This window comes from Vibrio barjaei (assembly GCF_001639065.2).
Lineage (GTDB): Bacteria > Pseudomonadota > Gammaproteobacteria > Enterobacterales > Vibrionaceae > Vibrio > Vibrio barjaei.
Map to the genome: position 1 here is coordinate 59,663 of NZ_LQXO02000016.1, position 21,756 is coordinate 81,418.

Annotated in this window: 27 protein-coding genes; 12 read left to right on the forward strand and 15 right to left on the reverse strand. The window is 44.4% G+C overall.

Annotated elements, in window-relative coordinates:
• Window positions 1–197 precede the first annotated feature (197 nt).
• Both lpcA and AWH66_RS10355 read left to right on the forward strand, forming a co-directional pair.
• On the forward strand, window positions 198–773 hold the full coding sequence (lpcA, locus tag AWH66_RS10350; protein ID WP_006072836.1) for a D-sedoheptulose 7-phosphate isomerase: 576 nt from the start codon (window positions 198–200) through the stop codon (window positions 771–773).
• A 50-nt stretch (window positions 774–823) separates the two neighbouring features.
• Window positions 824–1,666 (forward strand): class II glutamine amidotransferase, encoded by an 843-nt coding sequence (locus tag AWH66_RS10355; RefSeq protein WP_063604061.1) that lies wholly within the window; start codon window positions 824–826, stop codon window positions 1,664–1,666.
• Window positions 1,667–1,752: 86 nt separating this feature from the next.
• On the opposite strand, the gene purN is transcribed toward AWH66_RS10355, so the two are convergent.
• Complete coding sequence (gene purN, locus AWH66_RS10360; RefSeq protein WP_063604062.1) at window positions 1,753–2,391, reverse strand: phosphoribosylglycinamide formyltransferase; 639 nt, start codon at window positions 2,389–2,391, stop codon at window positions 1,753–1,755.
• 4 nt (window positions 2,392–2,395) lie between these two features.
• Window positions 2,396–3,436 carry a phosphoribosylformylglycinamidine cyclo-ligase gene (gene purM / locus AWH66_RS10365; protein WP_063604063.1) on the reverse strand — a complete coding sequence of 347 codons (1,041 nt, stop codon included), beginning with the start codon at window positions 3,434–3,436 and terminating at the stop codon, window positions 2,396–2,398.
• A 245-nt stretch (window positions 3,437–3,681) separates the two neighbouring features.
• On the opposite strand from purM, the gene upp reads away from it, so the two are divergent.
• Window positions 3,682–4,308, forward strand: a complete 627-nt coding sequence (gene upp, locus AWH66_RS10370; protein ID WP_006072840.1) for a uracil phosphoribosyltransferase — start codon at window positions 3,682–3,684, stop codon at window positions 4,306–4,308.
• 63 nt (window positions 4,309–4,371) lie between these two features.
• On the opposite strand, the gene AWH66_RS10375 is transcribed toward upp, so the two are convergent.
• On the reverse strand, window positions 4,372–5,613 hold the full coding sequence (locus tag AWH66_RS10375; RefSeq protein ID WP_063604064.1) for a uracil-xanthine permease family protein: 1,242 nt from the start codon (window positions 5,611–5,613) through the stop codon (window positions 4,372–4,374).
• Between the two features lie 274 nt (window positions 5,614–5,887).
• On the opposite strand from AWH66_RS10375, the gene AWH66_RS10380 reads away from it, so the two are divergent.
• Window positions 5,888–7,111 (forward strand): DUF2066 domain-containing protein, encoded by a 1,224-nt coding sequence (locus tag AWH66_RS10380; RefSeq protein ID WP_063604065.1) that lies wholly within the window; start codon window positions 5,888–5,890, stop codon window positions 7,109–7,111.
• Between the two features lie 82 nt (window positions 7,112–7,193).
• Here AWH66_RS10380 and AWH66_RS10385 read toward each other — a convergent pair whose 3' ends face one another.
• Genes AWH66_RS10385 through bepA form a run of 4 tightly spaced genes read right to left on the reverse strand, consistent with a single transcriptional unit; the run spans window position 7,194 to window position 10,017 of the window.
• Complete coding sequence (locus tag AWH66_RS10385) at window positions 7,194–7,616, reverse strand: DUF2069 domain-containing protein (protein WP_063604066.1); 423 nt, start codon at window positions 7,614–7,616, stop codon at window positions 7,194–7,196.
• Between the two features lie 7 nt (window positions 7,617–7,623).
• Window positions 7,624–8,193, reverse strand: a complete 570-nt coding sequence (wrbA, locus tag AWH66_RS10390) for an NAD(P)H:quinone oxidoreductase (RefSeq protein WP_063604067.1) — start codon at window positions 8,191–8,193, stop codon at window positions 7,624–7,626.
• Entirely contained in the window at window positions 8,193–8,543 is a 351-nt protein-coding gene (arsC, locus tag AWH66_RS10395) for an arsenate reductase (glutaredoxin) (RefSeq protein ID WP_063604068.1), read from the reverse strand. Before arsC ends, wrbA begins: the two co-directional genes overlap by 1 nt.
• Window positions 8,544–8,565: 22 nt before the next feature.
• The gene (bepA, locus tag AWH66_RS10400; protein ID WP_063604069.1) at window positions 8,566–10,017 is read right to left on the reverse strand and encodes a beta-barrel assembly-enhancing protease; all 1,452 of its coding nucleotides are present in this window, start codon (window positions 10,015–10,017) and stop codon (window positions 8,566–8,568) included.
• Between the two features lie 291 nt (window positions 10,018–10,308).
• On the opposite strand from bepA, the gene AWH66_RS10405 reads away from it, so the two are divergent.
• Together AWH66_RS10405 and AWH66_RS10410 are read left to right on the forward strand one after the other, a co-directional pair.
• The gene (locus AWH66_RS10405) at window positions 10,309–10,536 is read left to right on the forward strand and encodes a sulfurtransferase TusA family protein (protein WP_063604070.1); all 228 of its coding nucleotides are present in this window, start codon (window positions 10,309–10,311) and stop codon (window positions 10,534–10,536) included.
• Between the two features lie 3 nt (window positions 10,537–10,539).
• Window positions 10,540–11,610: an AI-2E family transporter gene (locus tag AWH66_RS10410; protein ID WP_063604071.1), complete on the forward strand. Its 1,071-nt coding sequence runs from the start codon at window positions 10,540–10,542 to the stop codon at window positions 11,608–11,610.
• Between the two features lie 77 nt (window positions 11,611–11,687).
• On the opposite strand, the gene bcp is transcribed toward AWH66_RS10410, so the two are convergent.
• On the reverse strand, window positions 11,688–12,161 hold the full coding sequence (gene bcp / locus AWH66_RS10415; RefSeq protein WP_063604072.1) for a thioredoxin-dependent thiol peroxidase: 474 nt from the start codon (window positions 12,159–12,161) through the stop codon (window positions 11,688–11,690).
• Window positions 12,162–12,195: 34 nt separating this feature from the next.
• A complete protein-coding gene (locus tag AWH66_RS10420; RefSeq protein ID WP_038227842.1) occupies window positions 12,196–12,738 on the reverse strand; it encodes a glycine cleavage system transcriptional repressor in 543 nt (180 codons plus the stop codon).
• 286 nt (window positions 12,739–13,024) lie between these two features.
• Between AWH66_RS10420 and dapA the strand changes: the two genes are divergently transcribed.
• Entirely contained in the window at window positions 13,025–13,903 is an 879-nt protein-coding gene (gene dapA / locus AWH66_RS10425) for a 4-hydroxy-tetrahydrodipicolinate synthase (protein ID WP_063604073.1), read from the forward strand.
• A 50-nt stretch (window positions 13,904–13,953) separates the two neighbouring features.
• A complete protein-coding gene (gene bamC, locus AWH66_RS10430; protein ID WP_063604074.1) occupies window positions 13,954–14,973 on the forward strand; it encodes an outer membrane protein assembly factor BamC in 1,020 nt (339 codons plus the stop codon).
• A gap of 15 nt (window positions 14,974–14,988) precedes the next feature.
• Here bamC and AWH66_RS10435 read toward each other — a convergent pair whose 3' ends face one another.
• The 4 genes from AWH66_RS10435 to AWH66_RS10450 are packed head-to-tail and all read right to left on the reverse strand — an operon-like array spanning window position 14,989 to window position 17,406.
• Window positions 14,989–15,198, reverse strand: a complete 210-nt coding sequence (locus tag AWH66_RS10435) for a DUF2897 family protein (protein ID WP_006071058.1) — start codon at window positions 15,196–15,198, stop codon at window positions 14,989–14,991.
• A gap of 9 nt (window positions 15,199–15,207) precedes the next feature.
• On the reverse strand, window positions 15,208–15,882 hold the full coding sequence (locus AWH66_RS10440) for a M15 family metallopeptidase (RefSeq protein WP_063604075.1): 675 nt from the start codon (window positions 15,880–15,882) through the stop codon (window positions 15,208–15,210).
• Window positions 15,883–15,884: 2 nt separating this feature from the next.
• Window positions 15,885–17,021, reverse strand: coding sequence for a succinyl-diaminopimelate desuccinylase (dapE, locus tag AWH66_RS10445; protein ID WP_063604076.1), 1,137 nt, complete (start codon window positions 17,019–17,021; stop codon window positions 15,885–15,887).
• Between the two features lie 34 nt (window positions 17,022–17,055).
• Window positions 17,056–17,406 (reverse strand): ArsC family reductase, encoded by a 351-nt coding sequence (locus tag AWH66_RS10450; protein ID WP_063604077.1) that lies wholly within the window; start codon window positions 17,404–17,406, stop codon window positions 17,056–17,058.
• 293 nt (window positions 17,407–17,699) lie between these two features.
• Here AWH66_RS10450 and AWH66_RS10455 point away from each other — a divergent pair, with 293 nt between their 5' ends.
• Entirely contained in the window at window positions 17,700–17,981 is a 282-nt protein-coding gene (locus AWH66_RS10455; protein WP_006071066.1) for a winged helix-turn-helix domain-containing protein, read from the forward strand.
• 83 nt (window positions 17,982–18,064) lie between these two features.
• On the opposite strand, the gene AWH66_RS10460 is transcribed toward AWH66_RS10455, so the two are convergent.
• Together AWH66_RS10460 and AWH66_RS10465 are read right to left on the reverse strand one after the other, a co-directional pair.
• Window positions 18,065–18,415, reverse strand: a complete 351-nt coding sequence (locus AWH66_RS10460) for a DUF4156 domain-containing protein (protein WP_063604078.1) — start codon at window positions 18,413–18,415, stop codon at window positions 18,065–18,067.
• Window positions 18,399–18,740, reverse strand: coding sequence for a DUF2956 domain-containing protein (locus AWH66_RS10465; protein WP_143081491.1), 342 nt, complete (start codon window positions 18,738–18,740; stop codon window positions 18,399–18,401). Before AWH66_RS10465 ends, AWH66_RS10460 begins: the two co-directional genes overlap by 17 nt.
• A gap of 112 nt (window positions 18,741–18,852) precedes the next feature.
• Between AWH66_RS10465 and AWH66_RS10470 the strand changes: the two genes are divergently transcribed.
• The 3 genes from AWH66_RS10470 (at window position 18,853) to AWH66_RS10480 (ending at window position 21,539) form a co-directional block, all read left to right on the forward strand.
• A complete protein-coding gene (locus AWH66_RS10470; RefSeq protein WP_063604080.1) occupies window positions 18,853–19,347 on the forward strand; it encodes a DUF2919 domain-containing protein in 495 nt (164 codons plus the stop codon).
• A gap of 36 nt (window positions 19,348–19,383) precedes the next feature.
• On the forward strand, window positions 19,384–20,289 hold the full coding sequence (locus tag AWH66_RS10475; RefSeq protein WP_063604081.1) for a Dyp-type peroxidase: 906 nt from the start codon (window positions 19,384–19,386) through the stop codon (window positions 20,287–20,289).
• Between the two features lie 113 nt (window positions 20,290–20,402).
• Window positions 20,403–21,539 (forward strand): flagellin, encoded by a 1,137-nt coding sequence (locus tag AWH66_RS10480; protein ID WP_063604082.1) that lies wholly within the window; start codon window positions 20,403–20,405, stop codon window positions 21,537–21,539.
• The last annotated feature ends 217 nt before the right edge of the window (window positions 21,540–21,756 follow it).

Here is a 21,756-nt window from a genome sequence, read left to right on the forward strand (position 1 = left end):
TCAAAAGTAATTACTCTAATTCGATTCAAAAATGAGAGCTTTGTATAATTTCCCACCAGTTTCGAATGCGAAGCTATGAAAAACGAACCAGTGAGGAGTTAGATGAGCCTACGCCTATCGACAGAATTGGGGGTTTATAGTTAAACTCAGGTAATCGCAACGACGCGTTGATGTCGGAAAATAAAGAGAATAAACCTATGTACCAAGATCTAATTAGAAACGAGCTTACTGAAGCGGCAGACGTACTAAACAAATTCCTGAGCGACGATCACAACATTGCGCAGATCGAAGCAGCAGCGAAAATGATTGCGGAATCATTCAAGCAAGACGGCAAGGTATTGTCTTGTGGTAACGGCGGTTCGCATTGTGATGCGATGCACTTTGCTGAAGAGCTAACGGGTCGCTATCGTGAGAACCGCCCAGGTTACGCTGGTATCGCCATTTCTGACCCAAGCCACCTTTCATGCGTGAGCAATGATTTTGGTTATGATTATGTATTTTCACGTTATGTGGAAGCGGTAGGTCGTTCTGGTGATGTTTTGTTTGGTCTTTCTACATCAGGTAACTCTGGTAACATTTTGAAAGCTATTGAAGCTGCCAAGGCGAAAGGCATGAAGACAATTGCCCTAACAGGTAAAGATGGTGGTCAAATGGCAGGCGTTGCTGATATTGAGATTCGTGTACCGCACTTTGGTTATGCGGATCGAATTCAAGAAGTACACATCAAGATCATTCATATTGTGATTCAATTGATTGAAAAAGAGATGGAATAATCTCAGTTTACTAATGACATTATTGTGGAAGAAAAAGAGTAGGGAACTCAATGTGTGAATTGCTTGGCATGAGTGCAAATGTGCCAACAGATATCTGTTTCAGCTTTACCGGTTTGATTCAACGGGGTGGCAACACTGGTCCTCACAAAGATGGCTGGGGGATAACTTTTTATGAAGGGAAAGGTTTTAGAACCTTTAAAGATCCTCAACCAAGTTGTGATTCAAAAATAGCGGAGTTGGTTCAAAACTATCCGATAAAGAGTCGTGCAGTTGTTAGTCATATACGACAAGCGAACCGTGGTCAGGTTAATCTAGAAAATACGCACCCATTCACGCGTGAACTATGGGGGCGCTATTGGACATTCGCACACAATGGTCAGCTCAGTGACTATCAAGGGCTGGAGACTGGTCACTTTCGTCCAGTGGGCGAAACTGACAGTGAATTGTCGTTTTGTTGGCTGCTGCGAAAATTGGATGAACGCTTTCCTGAACCACCGCAAGATATGATGGCGATGTTCGCATACATTTCCGAATGTTGTGATGAATTACGAGAATACGGTGTCTACAACATGCTGTTGAGTGATGGTGAGTTTGTGATGACCTATTGTACTAATCATTTGTACTGGATCACGCGTAAAGCCCCATTTGGTAAAGCGACCTTACTCGATGAAGATGTGACGATTAACTTTCACGAAGAGACTACACCTAACGATGTAGTGACGGTTGTGGCGACTCAACCACTGACGAGCAATGAGAGTTGGCATCGAATGAAGCCAGGTGAATTTAACTTGTTTCATTTTGGTGAGTTAGTCGCCAGCAATGTTGATGAGCTAAAAGACGTGGAATTTGCGGAAGCGAAGCCAGCAAGCCAAGCGCCTATTGAGCCGTTATAAGCCCAACATCAAACAGGGTTACATAATAAAAAAGCGAGTGATTTCATCACTCGCTTTTTTTATCTTTACTCGTTGTGGTTAGAGGGCTATTTGTCTGCGTAGCCTTGAGGGCCAAGTTCTAATCCATCTAACATCGCTTTGCTGCCATCCATAGATAAGCGGCCTTCGACGAACCATTTTACAACTAGTGGGTAAATCTTATGTTCCTGACTTTGAACACGCTGTTCTAGTGTTTCAATCGTATCATCATCGAATACTGGAACTTTAGCTTGTAAGATAATTGGACCACCATCTAGCTTCTCAGTAACAAAATGGATACTAGTGCCATGGTGTTCATCACAATTATCAATTGCGCGCTGATGTGTGTGCAAACCAGGATATTTTGGCAACAGCGAAGGGTGAATGTTGATCATTCGTCCCATGTAGTGGCGTACAAACTCGCCACTTAAGATACGCATGTAGCCTGCTAAGACCAATAAATCCGGTTTGTGCACGTCAATGCGACGCATCAGTTCAGCATCAAACGCTTCACGTGTTTCACTTAATTTGGGATCTAGGAACTCGGCCTCTGCTCCTGCTTTATGTGCACGTTCTAAGGCGAAAGCGGACTCTTTGTTTGAGAATACCGCTCGAACCTTGGCGTTTTCGATGGTGGACTCGCAAGCGTCAATAATCGCCTGCAAGTTAGTACCATTCCCTGAAACTAAAACAACAATATTCTTCATGAAACTAATTGATCTCTACTTGCTCTTCACCAGCTTGTGCAGTCGCGATCTCACCAATTACCCATGCGTTTTCGCCTTCAGCTTTTAATAGTTCAACTGCTGCCTCTGCCTGAGCTTTTGGCAGAGCAACAATTAGACCTACACCACAGTTGAAGGTACGGTACATCTCAAATGTATCAACATTACCTTTCTCTTGTAGCCAGTTGAAGATTGCTGGCCATTCCCAGCTCTTGCCATCAATCACAGCTTTTGTTCCTTCAGGAAGTACGCGTGGGATATTTTCCCAGAAGCCACCACCTGTGATGTGTGAGATTGCATGGATATCGTGTTCAGCGATCATTTTCAGAGCTGATTTGATATAAATTTTTGTCGGTTCTAGTAAGTGTTCACCAATCGTGCGTTCACCTAGCATCTCGTTTTTATCTGCGCCAGATACTTCTAAGATCTTGCGTACAAGAGAGTAGCCATTTGAATGTGGACCACTTGAACCAACCGCGATAAGTGCGTCACCGGCAGCGACTTTTGTGCCGTCGATAACGTCTGATTTTTCAACGACGCCGACACAGAAGCCAGCAACGTCGTAGTCTTCACCTTCATACATACCAGGCATTTCAGCCGTTTCGCCACCAATAAGCGAACAACCAGCTTGGATACAACCTTCAGCGATACCAGATACCACATCAGCTGCAGTGTCTACGTCCAGTTTGCCTGTTGCGTAATAGTCGAGGAAGAACAGTGGCTCTGCACCTTGAACAATCAAGTCATTCACACACATCGCAACTAGATCGATACCGATAGTGTCGTGTTTGTTCATATCTAGGGCTAGGCGCAGTTTGGTACCGACACCGTCTGTTCCAGATACGAGTACAGGCTCTTTGTATTTAGTTGGCAGCTCACATAAAGCACCAAATCCACCGATGCCTCCCATAACTTCAGGGCGACGAGTGCGCTTAACCGCGCCTTTAATACGGTCAACTAATGCGTTACCAGCATCAATATCTACACCAGCGTCTTTATAGCTTAGGGAAGTGTTGTTTCCGCTCACGGGACAGTCCTCGATAAATAAATGGATGTGAAAAGCGGCGCTATTCTAACAGGGGTTTAAACAAAAAGGAAAACGTTTGCGTAAGAAATTACAAACTATTTTTGAGTGAGGGTAATCTGTTGATATAGGCAGGTTTAAGCGAGTAAATATGCGGAAAAAACACCATTAACCTATAATCTTGACTGAAATAGCAAAAGAAACCATGTATAATTTTCAGGTTTTGTTAAAAATTGCCGGAGTAGGACATGAAAGTTGTTGAAGTTAAACACCCTCTTGTGAAGCACAAACTGGGTTTGATGCGTGAAGGGGACATCAGCACAAAGCGTTTCCGTGAACTTGCTACAGAAGTAGGTAGCCTGTTGACGTATGAAGCGACCGCAGACTTTGAAACTGAGAAAGTAACTATTGAAGGTTGGAATGGTCCTGTTGAAGTAGACCAAATCAAAGGTAAGAAAGTGACCGTAGTGCCAATTCTTCGTGCTGGCCTAGGTATGATGGATGGCGTGCTTGAGCACATGCCAAGTGCACGTATCAGTGTCGTTGGTATCTACCGTGACGAAGAAACACTGGAGCCGGTACCTTACTTCAACAAGCTAGCGTCAAACATCGACGAGCGAATTGCGCTAGTTGTTGACCCAATGCTAGCAACGGGTGGTTCTATGATTGCAACCATCGACCTGCTGAAAGAAAAAGGCTGTAAAGCAATTAAAGTCTTGGTTCTTGTTGCTGCTCCAGAAGGCATCGAAGCACTAGAAAAAGCTCACCCTGACGTTGAGCTATATACTGCTGCTATCGATGAGTGTCTGAATGACAAAGGTTACATTGTTCCTGGTCTAGGTGACGCAGGTGACAAGATTTTCGGTACTCAATAATTAAGAGTCTGATGATTTAAAAAAAAGGCTGACAACTGTCAGCCTTTTTTGCGTTTGGAGCAATTAATCTTCCATTTGAGCGTTATCAACCATTTTGTTCTCACCTAAGTCATGAGGAAGAATCTGGTTAAGAACAATCGCCACAATACCGCACAAACTCACACCTTGAAGGCTGAAGTCGCCAATACCAAATGCCATGCCGCCAATACCGAATACCAATGTGATAGCAACAATCACTAAGTTGCGAGATTTATGTAGATCAACATTGTTCTTAATTAGTGTATTCAGGCCAACGGTAGCGATAGAGCCAAACAGCAAGATCATGATACCGCCCATCACAGGAACAGGGATAGTTTGTAAAATCGCACCAAGCTTACCTACCAACGCTAAGACGATTGCAGTCACTGCTGCCCAGGTCATGATAACCGGGTTGAATGCTTTGGTTAGCATCACGGCACCGGTAACTTCACTGTATGTAGTGTTTGGCGGAGCACCTACCATAGAGGCTGCGATTGTTGCTACACCGTCACCTGTGATGGTGCGGTGAAGCCCTGGCTTTTTCAAATAATCTTTACCAGTAACGTTCGAGATGGCTAACATATCACCAACGTGTTCAACTGCTGGTGCAATCGCAACAGGCAACATAAACAGAATTGCGTTGATGTTAAATTCGGGAGTGGTGAAGTTTGGCATCGACAACCAAGATGCTTGAACAATAGGAGTAAAGTCAACGACACCAAATGCTAAGCTAGTGATATACCCTGCAACGATACCGCTGAAAATAGGCAGAAGCTTAAGGAAACCTTTTGCAAAGACACTGACAGTAATCGTCACTAATAGCGAAATTGACGAAATCCATAGCGCGGCATTACCGTTGACGAGTTCAACGGCGCCATCGCCAGTTTTCCCCAATGCCATGTTTACCGCAACCGGCGCAAGGCCAAGACCAATCACCATAATAACCGGGCCTACTACAACAGGCGGTAAAAGCTTGTGAATGATCTCCACGCCTTTCGCTTTGATAACGGCGCCCATTATGACGTAAACAACACCAGCGGCCATCAAGCCACCCATAGTGGCACCGACGCCCCAAGTTTGAACACCGAACATGATCGGAGCGATGAAAGCAAAAGAAGACGCTAGAAAAATAGGAACGCTACGACGGGTGATTAGTTGGAACAACAGTGTGCCAACACCAGCTCCAAATAGAGCAACGTTAGGATCTAACCCAGTAAGCAGCGGTACTAGGACTAAGGAACCAAACGCGACGAATAGCATTTGCGAACCTTGTAAGATAGTTTTCATAGTTTGATATCCAAGCAAATAGAAGTTTTCACCCAAGGGCTTTGGGCAAATTGGCGCGATAATATCACTTTGCAATCGATTACTTAATGATCTTGGTAAAAAATCTGGATTATTTGTTAGTAAAACTTCAACACAAGGCCAGAGATCGTGCTTTAGATCTTGATGTGTAGGCGCTGTGGCAAAAAATATTAACCAAACCTTGAAGCACTTGGCTTGCTCCTGAACTCATACTTGCTTATCATTTCGACTTATATCTTTGTAATTTAGGATGCTTATGCGTTATTTAGCTTGGTTGTTGGCAACAGTCTTTGTATTGCCAGCTTATGCATTGACCAAGGTTGATATTTACTCGACCGAAGTGGTGGTGAATTCTGAAGAACCGAATGCTGATGAAGTAGCTCGCCAGCAAGGCATGCTGGAAGTACTCATTAAAGCCAGCGGTGATTCGAAGGCGGCGGCTAATCCCGTGGTCAAGAAAGCACTAGGCAAGAGCTCTCAGTTCATTACACAGTTGGGTTACACGCAGCTAAATGGTGAGCAAGCATTAAGAATGACATTCAATAGTGAGCAAATTAACACCCTATTGAAGCAAGCTGATCTGTCTTCTTGGCCAATTGAACGCGCCAATGTCATGGTGTGGTTGGTCGAAGATGACGGTCGGGATCGCGCTATTACTTGGGAGCATACCAATTCTGAGGCGGCGAATCAGTTAAGAAAAGAAGCAAAACGACGCGGGCTTCCTGTGACATTCCCTGTTGGTGACTTTGATGACATGACAGGAATTCAACCAACGGATCTGTGGGGAGGCTTTGTTGGCCCAATATCACAAGCGACTCAGCGTTATCCTGTAGATGCGGTGATGGTTGTAAGAGCTGAAGGTAGCAGCTTACGCTGGACACTATACGACCAAGCACCAGAAACCTTAGGTCGTAACCAGTTAGAACCCATCACTGGCTCAGCGTCAGGTGGTGTTGCAATGGCGAACCTTATCGATCAAGTCAGTGACTATTACGCCTCGAAAAATGCGACAGTGATCAGCGGCGAGAGTGCTGGTACCGTTACTGTGTCTTTTACCGGTATGAAGAGTGCAGATGCGTTCTTTACTCTGGAGCGTGCATTAGGGCGCTTAGCCTCGACGGCAAAAGTGGAAGTGGCTGAAGTTAAAGGTGATGAAGTCATCATCAGAGCTTACTTACTTGGTTCGATTGAGTCATTTGAACAAGAGGTACTTAAGCTCGGCTTAGTAAAGCAGGTTGAAGTCTTGCCGGAAGAAACTGTGGTTGAGCCTGCTCCTACAGAGGTACCTGTGACTCTACCTGAAGTCGATAACTCAACGGTAAATCCTGAGGTTAGTACTCCAGCTCAGCCCGATACCGCTGAACTGGCAACAGTGTCGTCGGTTGATGAGGTTAATGTAGCTACGGACTCATCAGAGCCTACGGCGTCTGCATCTGGTCTAATCGCTAAGCCACAACTGACTTTTGAATGGCTATACTAGTTGAGACGTAAATTTGAGATTAAAAAAGGAGGCAATGCCTCCTTTTTCTTGTTTGTTTAAGAACCTATTTTTCTTCAAAAGCCTACTCTTCGAAGCGCTGCTTTTCCTTTTTCTCTACCGAAGACAGTCTTGGCAGCTTAAGTCCAAGCTCCTTTCCTTTTAATCTGGCGTAGAGGATGTTTCCTACGAAGGCCAAACAGGTGAGTAGAAGTTCTACTAATGCCAGCCAACGTTCTCCTTCATCGGCATAAAGCAGTGTTAGTGCATGCAGAAAATACAACATCAACACAAAGTTCGCCCAAGCGTGGGTATAAGGTTTTCCCGTGATAATGCCCGGTAACGGTAAGAGCAGCGGAATCATCCAAGCTATTGTAATTGCAGTGGGACTAATGTGAGGGTGGGGAGACAAATAGCCGTGCCAAACAGTGACCCAGGTTAGCAATGCTAAGTTTGCCGCCAATGCAAAGATGCGCATGGTTTTGGTTTTAAAAGGGATTGCTATCATGATTCCATTACTTCAATTTTCTGGCGGTTTGTGCCAAGCGTTTTCCTAACGCAAAAGCTAGCTCTGACTCTTCAATACTAAGTTGTGTGCTTGAATCTGCTACGTGTGATGCTCCATAAGGCGTTCCGCCGGTTGTCGTGGTATGCAACTGCGGCTCACTATAGGGAATACCTAAAATCATCATTCCGTGGTGTAACAAAGGAAGTAGCATACTCATGGCGGTACTTTCTTGGCCGCCATGCAATGAAGATGATGAGGTAAACACACAAGCGGGTTTATCGATTAGGTCTCCAGCGATCCATAAGCTGGTGGTTTGATCCCAAAAGTGCTTCAAAGGAGCGGCCATGTTGCCAAACCAAACTGGACTACCCATAGCTAAACCGTCGCACTGCTTTAGCTCCTTGATGGAGACGACCGGATCGCCACTGTTTGAGGCTGACTCTGTCGTCAACTCTTCCACTGTACGCAGAATAGCTTGGCATTGCTCGACTGATTCAACCCCTCGCGCTATCGCGCGAGCGAGTTGTTTGGTGCTTCCATGTCGACTGTAGTAAAGCACCAGAATTTGGCATGACATTATAGGATGTCTAGCACTTGCTCAGGTGGGCGGCCGTGCTTTGCTTTACCGTTGTTGATCACTATAGGACGCTCGATTAGCTTTGGATTATCAAACATAGCCTGAAACAGTTGATCATCGGTCAGTGCTGGATCTGCTAGATTAAGTTCCTTGTAAATATCTTCTTTAGTACGCATCATCGCACGAACGCTTTCTAATTCCAGCTGACCAAAAATCTCTTTGAGCTTTTCTACTGTTGGTGGAGTATCTAGGTATTTAACTACTTCTGGTTGAATGCCTTTTTCTTCAAGAAGAGCAAGAGTTTGGCGGCTTTTAGAGCAACGTGGATTATGAAAAATGGTGACTGACATAGATGGCTATTCCTTTTTGGTTTTATTGTAATGCCATGAAACGGTCACGTTGTACCAGTAATTGGTCAATACGTGCGTCATAGCGAGCCTGTTTTAGGCTTCCTAACTCGGCCAGTTGACTAGCCTGAGAGTAAAGCTGAATCGATTTATCCCACTGAGCATTCAAGGCCAAGATTTCTGCGCGTGCAGCAAGATCTTCGGCGCTATTGCCTAGTTTAATGTTAGCTTCCGACAGCAAGTGCCAGCCATTAGTATCATTAGGGTGCTCGTGGGTGTAACGCTGGAGAACTTGAATCGCGTCTTTATATTTTTCGCCTTTAAGTAGCGCGTTGGCGTAGTTGATAGTAATGACCAGGTTATTAGGCTTAACGGTTAAGACTTCTTTCATCAGCTCAGCTGCCTTTTCAGGCTGCTTTTGAGCAATGTAAAGGTCGGATGCTGCATCGAGATAGAAGTTATTGTTTGGGTCTTTCTTTAGAAGCTTGTCGAGTATAGCTTCAGCTTCATCGAGTTTATTAGTGTCTAGATACACTAGTGCTTTGCCGTATTCGAAAGAGTCCTGAATTTTTGGCCCTGCTTTACGAGCGGTTCGTTCGAACCAATCCATCGCCGAAGCAGACTTAATTCCCGCATAACGGGCTACGATTCTAGCGCGCGCCAAGTGATAGTTGATCGAAGGCTGTACTCGCAATGGCGGGTAGTTCTGGGCTCGCTCACGAGTGTCGGTAATACGATCTTCTGGAAGTGGGTGAGTCAGTAACATTGGTGGCGGCTTACTTGCATAGCGATATTCGTCCGCAAGACGACCAAAGAAACGAGGCATGTCGTTAACGTCAAACTTTGCGCGAGCAAGAGTGGCAATACCAAATCGATCGGCCTCTTTTTCGTTACTACGTGTGTAGTTGATAGAAGCTTGCATCGAACCAGCAGTGGTAGCTGTGAGCGCTGCCATACCCGCTTGCGGGGAAGCAATCGCCAATAAGAGTGAACCAACAAGTGCTGCAACAGTTGCAGGTGAACGGCGAGCTTCGTCTTCCATTCTGCGTGCTAAGTGGCGCTGAGTGACGTGGGCGATTTCGTGCGCCATAACTGAGGCCAGCTCACTTTCAGTATGGGCGTGCAAGAACAGCCCCGTATGCAGTGCGACATAACCACCAAAGAATGCGAAAGCGTTTATGTTGCGATCGCGTATCATAAAGAAGGTGAAAGGGGTCTTTACATCATTAGCACTGGAAACCAGTCGATGGCCAATAGAATCAACGTACTCATTGAGCACTGGGTCATTAACGATTGGAGAGCTAGCGCGAATCATCCGCATATACGCATCACCATAAATGAGTTCTTGGTCTATGGTCAGCGTTGCCCCTGCTGCAGTTCCGATTTCGGGTAGAGCGAGTTCGGCATAGGCAACTTGAGGGACGCTTAATGCGGTAGCGACGCATAGGCAAATCAATGAACGGGCGCGTTTCAACATACGACTGAGGTGACTCCTTAAAATGTGGTAGTTTTGACCATGAAATCCTAACTTGGTTTCCTACCCTATCCTCTTGCCACTCATTTTTGCATACGGAACTGGGATAGGAAAGGTTTTCTCATTCTTGGGCTTGGCTGTATTTTGTTATCTCTGGTTTGTGTGAATATCCATTATTCATAGTTTCTGTAACACTTACTGGTTGGGTATGCTATCAAAAGTCTTTACAATGGATGACTTAGAGAGATTCGTAGCGTATATGTTTAGTTTCAATGCTGTGCAAATGGAAAGTGTATGACTGATGTACATCTAGACTTAGTGGAAGAGCGATGCCCGATGTCATTACTCTTGGTCAAGCGCGCTTTTAAACAGATTGAAATAGGGCAACTCTTGTCGGTGAGATTAGTCGACAAACACTCAGTCTCGGACGTCCTTCAATACTTATCTATCCAGAATGCGGCAATACATCATAGGATTGAAGGTGAAGTGAGCGTTATCAATATTCGTAAACAGGATGATTAATTGATGCTAGATATGGTCCGTCGTTGGTATAAACGACGTTTTTCCGACCCAGATGCAGTGAGCTTGGTAGTAATTCTGTTATTTGGATTTATTACCATCTACTTCTTCGGTAATTTGATTGCTCCGTTATTGGTGGCGATTGTTTTGGCGTACTTATTAGAGTGGCCTGTTAGCAAACTATGCGCACTTGGTTTACCGAGAACCCTGTCAGTGGTAGCGGTCATCCTCCTCTTTATCAGTTTAATGCTGTTAGCAATTTTTGGTTTGGTACCAACAATTTGGAATCAGGTTGGAAACTTGCTGAATGATATTCCAAATATGTATAACGGCATGCAGCAGTTTGTTGCAACGATACCTGAACGATACCCTGATCTCGCTGAAATTCATTTAGTCGAAACCATTATGGGCAACGTGAAAGATAAAGTTCTCGTTTTGGGTGAAAATGTAGTGAAAGGTTCACTGGCATCGCTTGTTAGCTTAGCAGCGCTAGCGGTGTATTTAATCTTGGTTCCGTTACTGGTTTTCTTCTTATTAAAAGACAAAGAAGAGATGGTCAGTATGGCGAGCGGCGTTTTACCTCGTAACCGTCGACTAGCGAATAAAGTTTGGATCGAGATGAACCAGCAAATTTCTAACTACATTCGCGGTAAGGTACTGGAGATCTTGATTGTTGGAACAGTAAGTTATGTCACTTTTGCTATTCTAGATCTTCGTTATTCGGTCTTGTTGGCCGTGTTGGTTGGTTTCTCTGTACTTATTCCTTACATCGGTGCAGCTGCCGTTACAGTTCCCGTTGCTATGGTGGGTCTGTTCCAATGGGGCTTAGCCCCACAATTTTACTGGTTACTTGTAGCATACGGCATTATCCAAGCATTGGATGGTAACGTTCTTGTACCAGTACTCTTCTCTGAAGCGGTTAATTTACACCCGGTAGCAATTATCGTTGCTGTCTTGGTGTTTGGTGGATTATGGGGCTTCTGGGGAGTGTTCTTTGCCATACCATTGGCAACGCTAGTTAAAGCGGTTTGGAATGCATTACCAAGTCACGATGATGGCTCTCAGCACGCCACTTAGCTATCAGAAAAGTGTAAAAAAGCCTCGCTAAACATGCGAGGCTTTTTTGAATTGAATGTCCCGAACTACAAGGTGTACTAAGACGCTTTGTCGTTCAAGTAATCAAGCACCACCTCATGGTGAGTTTTGGTCTTGAATTTATTGAATACGTGCTCAATCACACCTTCTTCATTGATCAAGAAGCTGATACGGTGCAAGCCATCATAGACTTTGCCCATAAACTTCTTCTCACCCCAAACCCCGAATTGGTCTGCAACGGCATGGTCTTCATCTGAGAGAAGCGTAAAGTTAAGTTCATCACGCTCAATAAATTTACCTAGACGTTTTACTGGGTCAATACTGACGCCCAATACCACAACATTGTGAGCGTCAAGCTCAGCTTTAACGTCTCGTAGCCCTTGAGCTTGCACGGTGCAACCCGGTGTCATAGCTTTAGGGTAAAAATAAAACAGGACTTTCTTACCTTTGAAGTCTTGTAGTGTGACGGTGTTGCCGTCTTGGTCGAGCAAAGAAAAGTTTGGAGCTGGTGCGCCCGCAGTCAACGTGTTCATTGAAATTCCTTTGAAGCTGAATGGTGTTATTATTTTATTTACTACCGCTGATGAAGTTCAGCGAGCCTTTTACTGATAAGCGGTGACACAAAGAGTCGAACTCTTCTTGTAACTGCATCAAATTGCAATTTTCTTCTACATTGGCAGTCAGAGCGATCTGGAATTGATCGACTTCTGTGCCCGCACGCTCTTTGACAATAGTTTGCGCGCTTAGTGAAGCAAGACCGATCTGTTTGTCGGCGAAAAACTGCGTAAATTGTTCAGTGAGTCCAACGCGGTCTTCTGATTCAATAAACACTTCAACAGTATATTGATTCGGTAAGGCGTCGTGTTTGGATGTACGTTTCATCATCGTAATGAGATCATGTTCTTGCCCTAAAAGTGGCAAGGTGGTCTCAACTCTTGTGATGTAACTGGGGGTGCCGGATATCAGCATGATGAGAGTAAATTCATTACCAAACATGGCAATACGACTATCTATGATGTTACATCCGGCTTGTGCGACCAGATGTACGACTTCATTACAAATCCCTGGGCGGTCAGTACCAACGGCGGTAATCACTAAATACTGATTCATGGTGTCACTCTAAAGTCCCTATTTGATGATATGGTAGCACAGCTAACGGTAAAGCTCTTGTGATAGATGTAACCGAATACCGACAAATTTAAGGGGAATAAGTTTATCAGCCAGAAAATTGACCTGTTGATGACACCTCTAAATAGTAATAGCGCACCTTATACGTGCCTCATATCGGAAATCTGATAATTATTCATTCACTTCTTGCGGAGATCGTTTTTAATCTCTTGTGTTTATCAATAGCATTACAGTACCATGCAAGTAGTATCAATTTAGGGAGATCACCATGTTTTCAGGAAGTATTGTTGCCTTATTAACCCCATTCACTCCAGACGGCGAAGTGGACTTCGTTAGCTTACGAAAGCTAGTTGAGTATCATATTGAAGCTGGTACAGACGGTATTGTTGCTGTCGGTACAACTGGTGAGTCTGCAACACTAACTGTTGAAGAACATGTCAAGGTCGTCGCGAAGACGGTTGAGTTTGCTGAAGGTCGTCTACCAATTATTGCTGGTACAGGTGCAAATGCGACTCATGAGGCGATAACATTTAGCCGCTTATTTAATAATGTTGGTATTGCGGGTTGTCTGAGCGTGACACCATACTACAACAAGCCAACGCAAGAAGGCATGTATCAGCACTATAAAGCCATTTCTGAAGAGACAGACATTCCACAAATCTTGTACAACGTACCGGGTCGTACTGGTGTTGATCTATTACCAGAGACGGTTGCACGCTTATCCGAAATTTCAAACATCGTTGCACTTAAAGATGCGACAGGTGATTTATCACGAGTTCAAATTCATCGTGAACTTTGTGGCGAAGATTTTATCTTACTAAGTGGTGATGATTCGACAGGGCTTGATTTCATCAAGCAAGGCGGTACTGGTGTGATTTCCGTAACGAACAACATTGCAGCGGCAGACATGGCAAAAATGATGAATCTGGCTCTAGAAGGTAAATTCGAAGAAGCTGAAATCATCAATCAACGCCTCATGCCTTTGCATAAAAATCTGTTTGTAGAATCTAGCCCGATTCCTGTGAAATGGGCTGCGCATAAAATGGGTTTGATTGACAACGGAGATTTACGTTTACCTCTTGTTGAACTATCCGAGCAAGCAAAACCTATTGTTGCTCAAGCTCTAACAGAAGCTTGTATTTACTAATAGAACATTAAGAGGAGTGAATTATCGCTCCTCTTATTAAGGGAGTATCAATGAAATTTTCTCGTCAGCTAGCGGTATCGTCGTTAGCTGTTATTGTTTTAGCCGCCTGTTCGAGTGACCCTAACACTCGCCGCGAAGCAAAAGATGACTTTAACTACCTAGATGCGCCGCCGCTAAAAAGTTGGACGCTGCCGGAAGATGCCACGCCTCAGTTCTATCCAAATTATGAAATCCCTAAAGGGGATTACTCGGGTGGTATTGGCCGTGAGGTTGATATTCGTCCACCTCAACAAGTTTTAGAACTTATTCCTGGTGCTCGAGTAGAAAGGCAAGGCTCCGACGTAACATTGTGGCTGCTACAAAAAGATGAGATGGATAAAGTATGGTCGACTGTCAAAACCATGCTGGCTGAAATCAACGTCAAGTCACTGAAAGAAACTGATGACTTTATCGAGACCGATTGGGTATCTTGGGTCTCTGAAGATGAAGACGTTGAGATTGGTAGCCGTTACGAGATTAGCCGTTTCGAAGCGAACAATCGTTATGGTTTCAAAATGAAGTTGATCGATTGGCGTGAAGGTGGGAAAGATAAGCCAGTAACTCGTGTTAACGAAGAGCGTTACAACACATTGATGACTAATTTGGTAACCGCTCGTTATGATAGGGACCTTCGTGAAGAAGCCGCTCGCAGGGCTCAAGAGTTGGTCAAATCTATCCCGATTAGCATGGGTACGGACAGAAGCGGCCTGCCAGTCATCATCGCACGTACACCGTATAATGTAATGTGGCAAGAGATTCCAGAGCTGCTGCCGAAGATGGGCTTCACCATTGAAGAGCGCAACCAGTCTCAAGGTACTGCAAAAGCCAAATACGCTGCACCGGATGACGCGTTCTGGAATGACGTTGGCTTGAAGCCAATTGATCTAGAACCGGGCGAATACACCTTCCTATTCGGTGACTTAGGGAACCGTACTTCGATTAATGTCACGGATAAAGATGGTAAGCCAGTAGCTGAGAACTTACTCCGCTCTCTAGAACCGTTAATATCGACAGTGATCAAGAAAGACTAAAACAAAAAAGGACCGTTAAGGTCCTTTTTTTATGTCTTCGTCATCATCGCCATATTTTTGCTTATCTAACTCATTGAGGCGGTCGAGTTCATGTTTACGTGAACGGACGTTATCTTCTTGGTTGAACTTCATATTGGCGGTGTGTTTCAGTGCTGCAATGTTGCCAATCACAACGGCTACAACAACAATAATGATAACCCACGGGTTAAATAGCCATTCAATCATACTTCACTCTCAACGTTGTATATTTGTTATATATTGATTGTAGATGTAATCAAGTTGAGAAAGTATGGCACGTTGTCCCAAAATCTCTGATTGCTCTAAAGTTTCTTGAAGCAATGTGATGGAAAGTTGGCTAAGACATTGTTCCGCCGTGGCATGGTGGCTGATATGCCAAGGTTCTGACGCAACCCCGCCACGATCTTGCTGATAAGGGAAACGGAAACCATACTGGCCAGCATTGTTTTTTAGCCATTGATAGAAGGGTACTTGATGACCTTGTGTATATTCCCAAGGCTCTAAGGCGAGAGAAGTGTCAGCAGGTAACAAGTTACCGGCATAGACATCAAAATCAGTACCCCAGTGATGGCGACTTGCACCGGGCAAAGCACTCCAACGCAAAATTGCTCGAACCTTTTGCTCATCAGACAGTGAGGCAGTATCCATGGGGTGACTGTCATCGTCTAGAATTGGCCTACTCCCTGACATCTTGTTGTTCCAGATGCAAAGTTGACGCTCGAAACTTCGAAACCCACTGGCGATATACAGTTGAAATCCATCGGATGAAGCAGCCTGAATCAGAGCGTGCAAATCTTGCTTAACTTGTTGATGAACAAGAAACGCTTTGTTTCCAACTTGAAGCGGAACCAGCTCACATTCGCTTTGACCAACAAGCTGCTTACTATCCATATCTATTTACCCAAAAGATTAAACAGAGTTTTCTCGTACATATCGGTGAGCTTTTCAAGGTCAGCAATGTTCACACATTCGTTTACCTTGTGAATGGTCGCGTTAACAGGACCAAGCTCTACCACTTGAGTACCCATGCGTGCAATGAAGCGACCGTCGGATGTACCGCCTGTCGTTAGAAGCTCAGGTTTTTTATGGTTGACCTCTTCTACTGCATCGACCACTGCATCCAATAACTTACCTTTATCCGTTAAGAATGGGTGACCGCTCAATGTCCATTTTAAGTCGTAATCCAGCCCATGAAGGTCAAGCGTCGAATGCACGCGTTGTTTGATGTCTTCGTCGGTCAGTTCGGTACTGAAACGGAAGTTGAACTGCACATCGAATTCACCAGGAATCACATTGGTTGCCCCGGTGCCAGAATGGAGGTTAGGGATTTGGAAACTGGTTGGAGGAAAAAAGTCGTTGCCTTCATCCCATTTTGTTGCAGCAAGCTCTGCTAAGGCTGGAAGCGCTTGATGTACTGGGTTATTTGCCAGGTGAGGATAAGCAACGTGACCTTGTATACCTTTTACTTTCAAATCACCAGTAATAGAACCACGACGACCATTTTTCACTACATCGCCAACGGCTAGTGTACTTGAAGGTTCTCCCACAATACACATGTCGATCAGTTCGTTACGTTCCATTAAGGTATCGACCACTCGGGTAGTACCGTTAATAAATGGACCTTCTTCATCTGAGGTGATCAAGAATGCGATGGAGCCTGAGTGGTTTGGGTTCCGTTCAATAAATCGTTCTACTGCAACAATCATACAGGCTAGCGAGCCTTTCATATCAGCCGCGCCACGACCATGGAGGTGACCATCAATGATAGTTGGTTCAAATGGAGGAGTATGCCATTGCTCTCTTGGTCCAGCCGGAACCACGTCGGTATGGCCTGCAAATGCGAATAGCGGCGTTTCATTACCTTTGCGAGCCCAGAAGTTGGTGGTGTCTTCAAACACCATTACTTCGATCTCAAAACCGAGTTTTTCTAGGCGTTCAATCATTACCTTTTGGCAATCTGCATCTTCCGGTGTTACTGATTCGCGACTGATTAAATCTTTTGCGAGTGCCAATACGGGGCTGTCTGTCATCCTTGATGATCCTTGTACTTATCGTTAATTTGAATTACGCGTTGAAAATTTGTTGGTATTGGTCAGCTTTGAAACCAATGTGTTTGCTGCCGTTAATATCGACAATAGGACGTTTAATCATTGCAGGATGCTCAACAAGAAGTGAGATCGCTGAGTCTTCATTAAGTGTGTCTTTTTGTTCTTGTGAAAGCTGGCGATACGTCGTTCCGCGTTTGTTTAGTACTTGTTCCCAACCTAGAGCATCACAAAACTCGCGAACCATTTGCTCCGAAATACCATTCTTACGATAGTCGTGAAATGTGTACTCCACGTTGTTAGCTTCGAGCCACTTTTTAGCTTTTTTAATTGTGTCGCAGTTAGGGATCCCAAACATGGTGATCGACATAATGACTTCCTTTCTATAATTGACTTGCCGAATCGGCAATTTTGTTTTCAAGCATCCTATCAAGAACTCTCCTTTTAAACAAAAACTTGTTCTTTATCACACTTGGCCTGATCTGCTTGCTATGAACAGATGGCGTAAAAACAACAAAAAAGCCAGCTAAATTAATCGATATTGATGAAAAGTTACAAAATCTGAATTGCTGATATCGCGCGGATTATCGAGAAATTGATCAAGCGCAACACCATCTTGTTGAAATCCAATATATTGGAAATGCACATAAATAGGAGGTGTCAATGGAACTGAGTCCTGTTTTTGCACGTCGTCTCTATCTCGCATTGCTTGTTGAGAGCATCGAGAGACCGAATGTGCCAAAACTTATCGAAAAAACGGGGTGGCCTCGCCGAACAATTCAAGATGTAATCAAGGCGCTACCTGGTATCGGCATTGAGCTCATGTTTGTTCAAGATGGGCGCAGACACAATGATGGTTATTACCAGTTATCTGACTGGGGACCATTCGACAGCCAATGGGTGATTGAACGCCAGAATGACATCGAGTCGACTCTTGGCGTTTAAACAGCTGAACGTTGTTGAGTGTGAATTAAGTATCAGCCGTGTGCATATGGATGATAAATGAGGCCAGAGTGAAGACTCTGGCTTTATTTTTGACAGCGGTATGCGCTACCTATTAAGGTCACTGAGGTTTGAAAGTCGAGAGGAGACAGCAATAGTACGGTATCTGCTCCCAACTCGCTTGCCTGATTCTTGATGTCATTCATCGCGCCACGGGCCAGTGCATCATTGCCATAAAAAATCGAGCTGTACCAGTGTCCTTCCGAACCAGTGATGTCGCCTTTCCAAGCGCAAGACGAGACATCCATAGTGGCATCCACTCTTACCTTAACGCGTTCAGCTTGCGTTGATGAAAGTTGATTGGTTGGTGTTGAGCAGCCTTGCAACACAATAAGTGCGGTCATAGCACCGAGACAGCGCTTAGTTAAGAGCAACATAAGCGATAAAGCCTATCCAGCTGAATGCCAACAACACCCAAGGTAAACGAGTAGACCCTGCTTCTGGAACTTGAACGTCTTGTGGCTGATTATCTGTCTCAACGTGCTCGCGTTGCTGCTTATCTCTTTTCTGTTTTTTAAGCGCTTTATCCGCCTGACGCTTTTTTTCTTTCTGCTGCTTTTTAAATTGCGCGATGCCTTTTTCAATACCTTGAGCGATCAATTTAGTTTGTTCTTTTGTTTGACCAGGCTTTTGGGTTGATTTCGCTATGCGCATTGCTTCTTGTTGCGTTTCCACAGAAGGCGTACTTTTGTTGGTTTTCATACTCATCCTAACTCAAAGTTTGCCGTATTTTATCATAACCAAGAGTGTGAACTTGAATCATTGCGCCATTAACACCATATAGTTTGATATTAGTTAGAATTTGAGACGTATTATGCGCTATGGCATAGAGCAATATGACCAGCACGGAATCTTAAAAGCCCCCATTTGGCTCTGGTTGGGATGGGCGTTCTTAACGCGAGCTTGGGTGGTATTTATTGTTGCTGGTGCGAGTCGCCAAGAAGGAGGTCAAATTCTTGAGTATGTTTACCCAAACCACACTATGCTTTACCTCGGATTGGCCATGGGGTTACCGATCGTTGTAGGAATGTGGCTAATGGGACTGCGTAAAGCGGACTCAGACAAAATCAACCGCTGTGTTAGCTATTTAAGAGGTGCTTCTATTCTCGTGGTGCTGATGCAGCTAGGACAAACCATTTATTTAGTCAGCTTACAGCATTGGCAGTTTACTTGGACCAATGCGATGACACTGGTTCTGCTGTGCTGGTTTGCTATTTATTTGGTAAATAGTCGCTATGTGATAGATTGCTTGGCGATGCCAAGAAAAATCAATACAGTTACTGATCAAGGTCATACTACGAGTAACTAGTTAAAAATACACTGTGCAAAAAAAGAGGAAAGATCAATGTCATTACCACAAAGTGCGATAACGCCTGATGCTGAACCATTTGCGTTGTACATGCAGTTAAAAGTGAATCAAAACCCTCAGCAAGTGCTAAGCGCGCTACAAGCATTACCACAGTTAGTAGAAGAGCTTAATGAGTCTCAACCCGGCGCTGAACTGACCTCATCAGTGGCGTTCTCACACTCATTCTGGACACAGTTCGATCAAGTGATGCCGCCAGAACTAAAAGCATTCCCAGAACTAGGTGAAGGTGATATTCACGCTCCATCGACTGAGGTAGATGTATTAGTACACTGTCACTCTAAGCGTCATGACCTGCACTTTTATGTGCTGCGTAAACTCATGAGTCAGATTGCTGAGGACGTAACTGTTGTGGATGAGACCTATGGCTATCGCTTTATGGATGCTCGTGACATGACGGACTTTATTGATGGCACTGAAAACCCGAAAGGTGAGCAGCGTGGCGAAGTAGCGTTGGTTGCTGAGGGTGAGTTTACTTCTGGAAGTTATGTGATGGTGCAGCGGTTTGAGCACAATCTGCCAGCGTGGAACCGCCTCAATGTAGCAGCACAAGAAAAAGTAATTGGTCGTACCAAGCCAGACTCTATCGAATTAGATGATGTTCCAGCCGCATCTCATGTGGGGCGCGTAGACATCAAAGAAGAAGGTAAAGGACTTAAGATTGTTCGTCACAGCTTGCCGTATGGCACGGTAAGTGGCACTCATGGTTTACTGTTCATTGCGTATTGCCATACGGTACATAACTTCGATGCTATGCTTGAAAGCATGTACGGTGCAACCGATGGTAAAACAGACCAGTTGTTACGCTTTACCAAAGCGGTCACGGGGGCGTATTTCTTTGCGCCGTCGCAAGAGATGCTTGCGTCACTGAATATTGCAGCATAATCCATATCTTGGTTCCTAGGCGTTTGTACTAGGAACCTTCTCTGTCATTATTTCCCTTCAGTTTTTTTTCATTTAGTCGATATCAAACTAACCCTCTTGTTTTCGGAACTTGTATGTCGATTACTGTTAATACCAATGTCAGTGCAATGATGGCGCAAAATCAACTGAATAAAGCGTCTCAGGCGTTGAATCAGTCGTTAGAGCGTCTGTCGTCTGGCTATCGTATTAATAGTGCTAAGGACGATGCAGCGGGCCTGCAAATTTCTAATCGATTAGAAGCTCAAATAAGTGGCCTAGGTGTAGCGCAGCGTAATGCAAATGATGGTATTTCCATCATGCAAACTGCGGAAGGCGCGATGAATGAAACCACGGTAATCCTACAACGAATGCGAGACCTCTCGCTGCAATCTGCCAATGGCTCCAACTCGGCTCAAGATCGAAAGGCACTTCAAGAAGAGTTTACCGCCCTTAATGATGAGCTAAATCGAATTGCAGAAACCACCTCATTTGGTGGTAAAAGGTTGCTCAATGGAAACTTTGGTAAGGCCACGTTTCAAATAGGTGCACAGGCAGGCGAGGCCATTCAAGTTGAATTAAAAAATATGCGTTCTGACCAACTGGAAATGGGTGGAGTTGCTTATCGTGCCAATAATGGCGTTTCTGAACCGTGGCTGGTGGACTCAAGTAATCGCAGTTTGAGTTTTAGTTATCAAGATGCTCAAGGTAGTACTCAGACTGACACCATTGAGCTTAAAGTTGGTGATGATATTGAACAGGTTGCGACTTACATCAATGGGCAAACGGATACGATTTCAGCCTCGGTAAACGAGTATGGGCAGCTACAACTGTTCGCTGACTCTGAGCAAGTCACCAGTAGCGTTACATTTTCCGGGAGTTTTGCTCAAGCTTTAGATATTGCGACACAAGGCATTGTGACGGTGGATAATTTGTCTATCGAAGCAGTAGGAGGTGCGCAAATGTCGGTGTCTGTGATCGATCAAGCTTTAAAGTATGTGGATGGTCATAGGGCCGAGCTGGGTGCTTACCAAAATAGGCTAGGTCACACCATAAATAATCTGGCAAATATGGAAGAGAACTTATCGTCTTCGAACAGCCGTATTAAGGATACTGACTACGCGAAAGAAACGACCGAAATGTTAAAGCAACAAATCCTTCAACAGGTTAGCACTACGATTTTGGCTCAAGCAAAGCAGACACCTAACCTAGCACTTACTCTTTTGCAGAGCTAATTGCAAAATAGGTCATACGACGGCTTGGCTGATAACTTTAGTTCTTTTTCCTACAAAACTTCACTTTTTATGTTTCTTATCACAATTCATATCCAACTCCATAAAAAAAGTAATTTTCCATAAATAAACTTCTCAAGTCTTTCTTTTTGAAGACGATAAAGATAGTAACTTTGAGAGAACTACTTGGTTTTCCGAGACGTCGGAAACCGCTACACCG

What these genes read in the sequence shown, in the direction of transcription:
- AWH66_RS10450 (WP_063604077.1), bottom strand. Translation starts at nt 17,406, where the DNA reads ATGTCGATCACCATGTTTGGGATCCCTAACTGCGACACAATTAAAAAA.
- upp (WP_006072840.1), top strand. Translation starts at nt 3,682, where the DNA reads ATGAAAGTTGTTGAAGTTAAACACCCTCTTGTGAAGCACAAACTGGGT.
- wrbA (WP_063604067.1), bottom strand. Translation starts at nt 8,193, where the DNA reads ATGTCATGCCAAATTCTGGTGCTTTACTACAGTCGACATGGAAGCACC.
- AWH66_RS10355 (WP_063604061.1), top strand. Translation starts at nt 824, where the DNA reads ATGTGTGAATTGCTTGGCATGAGTGCAAATGTGCCAACAGATATCTGT.
- dapE (WP_063604076.1), bottom strand. Translation starts at nt 17,021, where the DNA reads ATGACAGACAGCCCCGTATTGGCACTCGCAAAAGATTTAATCAGTCGC.
- bepA (WP_063604069.1), bottom strand. Translation starts at nt 10,017, where the DNA reads ATGTTGAAACGCGCCCGTTCATTGATTTGCCTATGCGTCGCTACCGCA.
- AWH66_RS10435 (WP_006071058.1), bottom strand. Translation starts at nt 15,198, where the DNA reads ATGATTGAATGGCTATTTAACCCGTGGGTTATCATTATTGTTGTTGTA.
- AWH66_RS10470 (WP_063604080.1), top strand. Translation starts at nt 18,853, where the DNA reads ATGCGCTATGGCATAGAGCAATATGACCAGCACGGAATCTTAAAAGCC.
- AWH66_RS10380 (WP_063604065.1), top strand. Translation starts at nt 5,888, where the DNA reads ATGCGTTATTTAGCTTGGTTGTTGGCAACAGTCTTTGTATTGCCAGCT.
- AWH66_RS10480 (WP_063604082.1), top strand. Translation starts at nt 20,403, where the DNA reads ATGTCGATTACTGTTAATACCAATGTCAGTGCAATGATGGCGCAAAAT.
- AWH66_RS10375 (WP_063604064.1), bottom strand. Translation starts at nt 5,613, where the DNA reads ATGAAAACTATCTTACAAGGTTCGCAAATGCTATTCGTCGCGTTTGGT.
- AWH66_RS10405 (WP_063604070.1), top strand. Translation starts at nt 10,309, where the DNA reads ATGACTGATGTACATCTAGACTTAGTGGAAGAGCGATGCCCGATGTCA.
- AWH66_RS10410 (WP_063604071.1), top strand. Translation starts at nt 10,540, where the DNA reads ATGCTAGATATGGTCCGTCGTTGGTATAAACGACGTTTTTCCGACCCA.
- bcp (WP_063604072.1), bottom strand. Translation starts at nt 12,161, where the DNA reads ATGAACACGTTGACTGCGGGCGCACCAGCTCCAAACTTTTCTTTGCTC.
- AWH66_RS10465 (WP_143081491.1), bottom strand. Translation starts at nt 18,740, where the DNA reads ATGAAAACCAACAAAAGTACGCCTTCTGTGGAAACGCAACAAGAAGCA.
- dapA (WP_063604073.1), top strand. Translation starts at nt 13,025, where the DNA reads ATGTTTTCAGGAAGTATTGTTGCCTTATTAACCCCATTCACTCCAGAC.
- AWH66_RS10440 (WP_063604075.1), bottom strand. Translation starts at nt 15,882, where the DNA reads ATGGATAGTAAGCAGCTTGTTGGTCAAAGCGAATGTGAGCTGGTTCCG.
- AWH66_RS10475 (WP_063604081.1), top strand. Translation starts at nt 19,384, where the DNA reads ATGTCATTACCACAAAGTGCGATAACGCCTGATGCTGAACCATTTGCG.
- bamC (WP_063604074.1), top strand. Translation starts at nt 13,954, where the DNA reads ATGAAATTTTCTCGTCAGCTAGCGGTATCGTCGTTAGCTGTTATTGTT.
- AWH66_RS10385 (WP_063604066.1), bottom strand. Translation starts at nt 7,616, where the DNA reads ATGATAGCAATCCCTTTTAAAACCAAAACCATGCGCATCTTTGCATTG.
- lpcA (WP_006072836.1), top strand. Translation starts at nt 198, where the DNA reads ATGTACCAAGATCTAATTAGAAACGAGCTTACTGAAGCGGCAGACGTA.
- purN (WP_063604062.1), bottom strand. Translation starts at nt 2,391, where the DNA reads ATGAAGAATATTGTTGTTTTAGTTTCAGGGAATGGTACTAACTTGCAG.
- AWH66_RS10460 (WP_063604078.1), bottom strand. Translation starts at nt 18,415, where the DNA reads ATGTTGCTCTTAACTAAGCGCTGTCTCGGTGCTATGACCGCACTTATT.
- arsC (WP_063604068.1), bottom strand. Translation starts at nt 8,543, where the DNA reads ATGTCAGTCACCATTTTTCATAATCCACGTTGCTCTAAAAGCCGCCAA.
- AWH66_RS10455 (WP_006071066.1), top strand. Translation starts at nt 17,700, where the DNA reads ATGGAACTGAGTCCTGTTTTTGCACGTCGTCTCTATCTCGCATTGCTT.
- AWH66_RS10420 (WP_038227842.1), bottom strand. Translation starts at nt 12,738, where the DNA reads ATGAATCAGTATTTAGTGATTACCGCCGTTGGTACTGACCGCCCAGGG.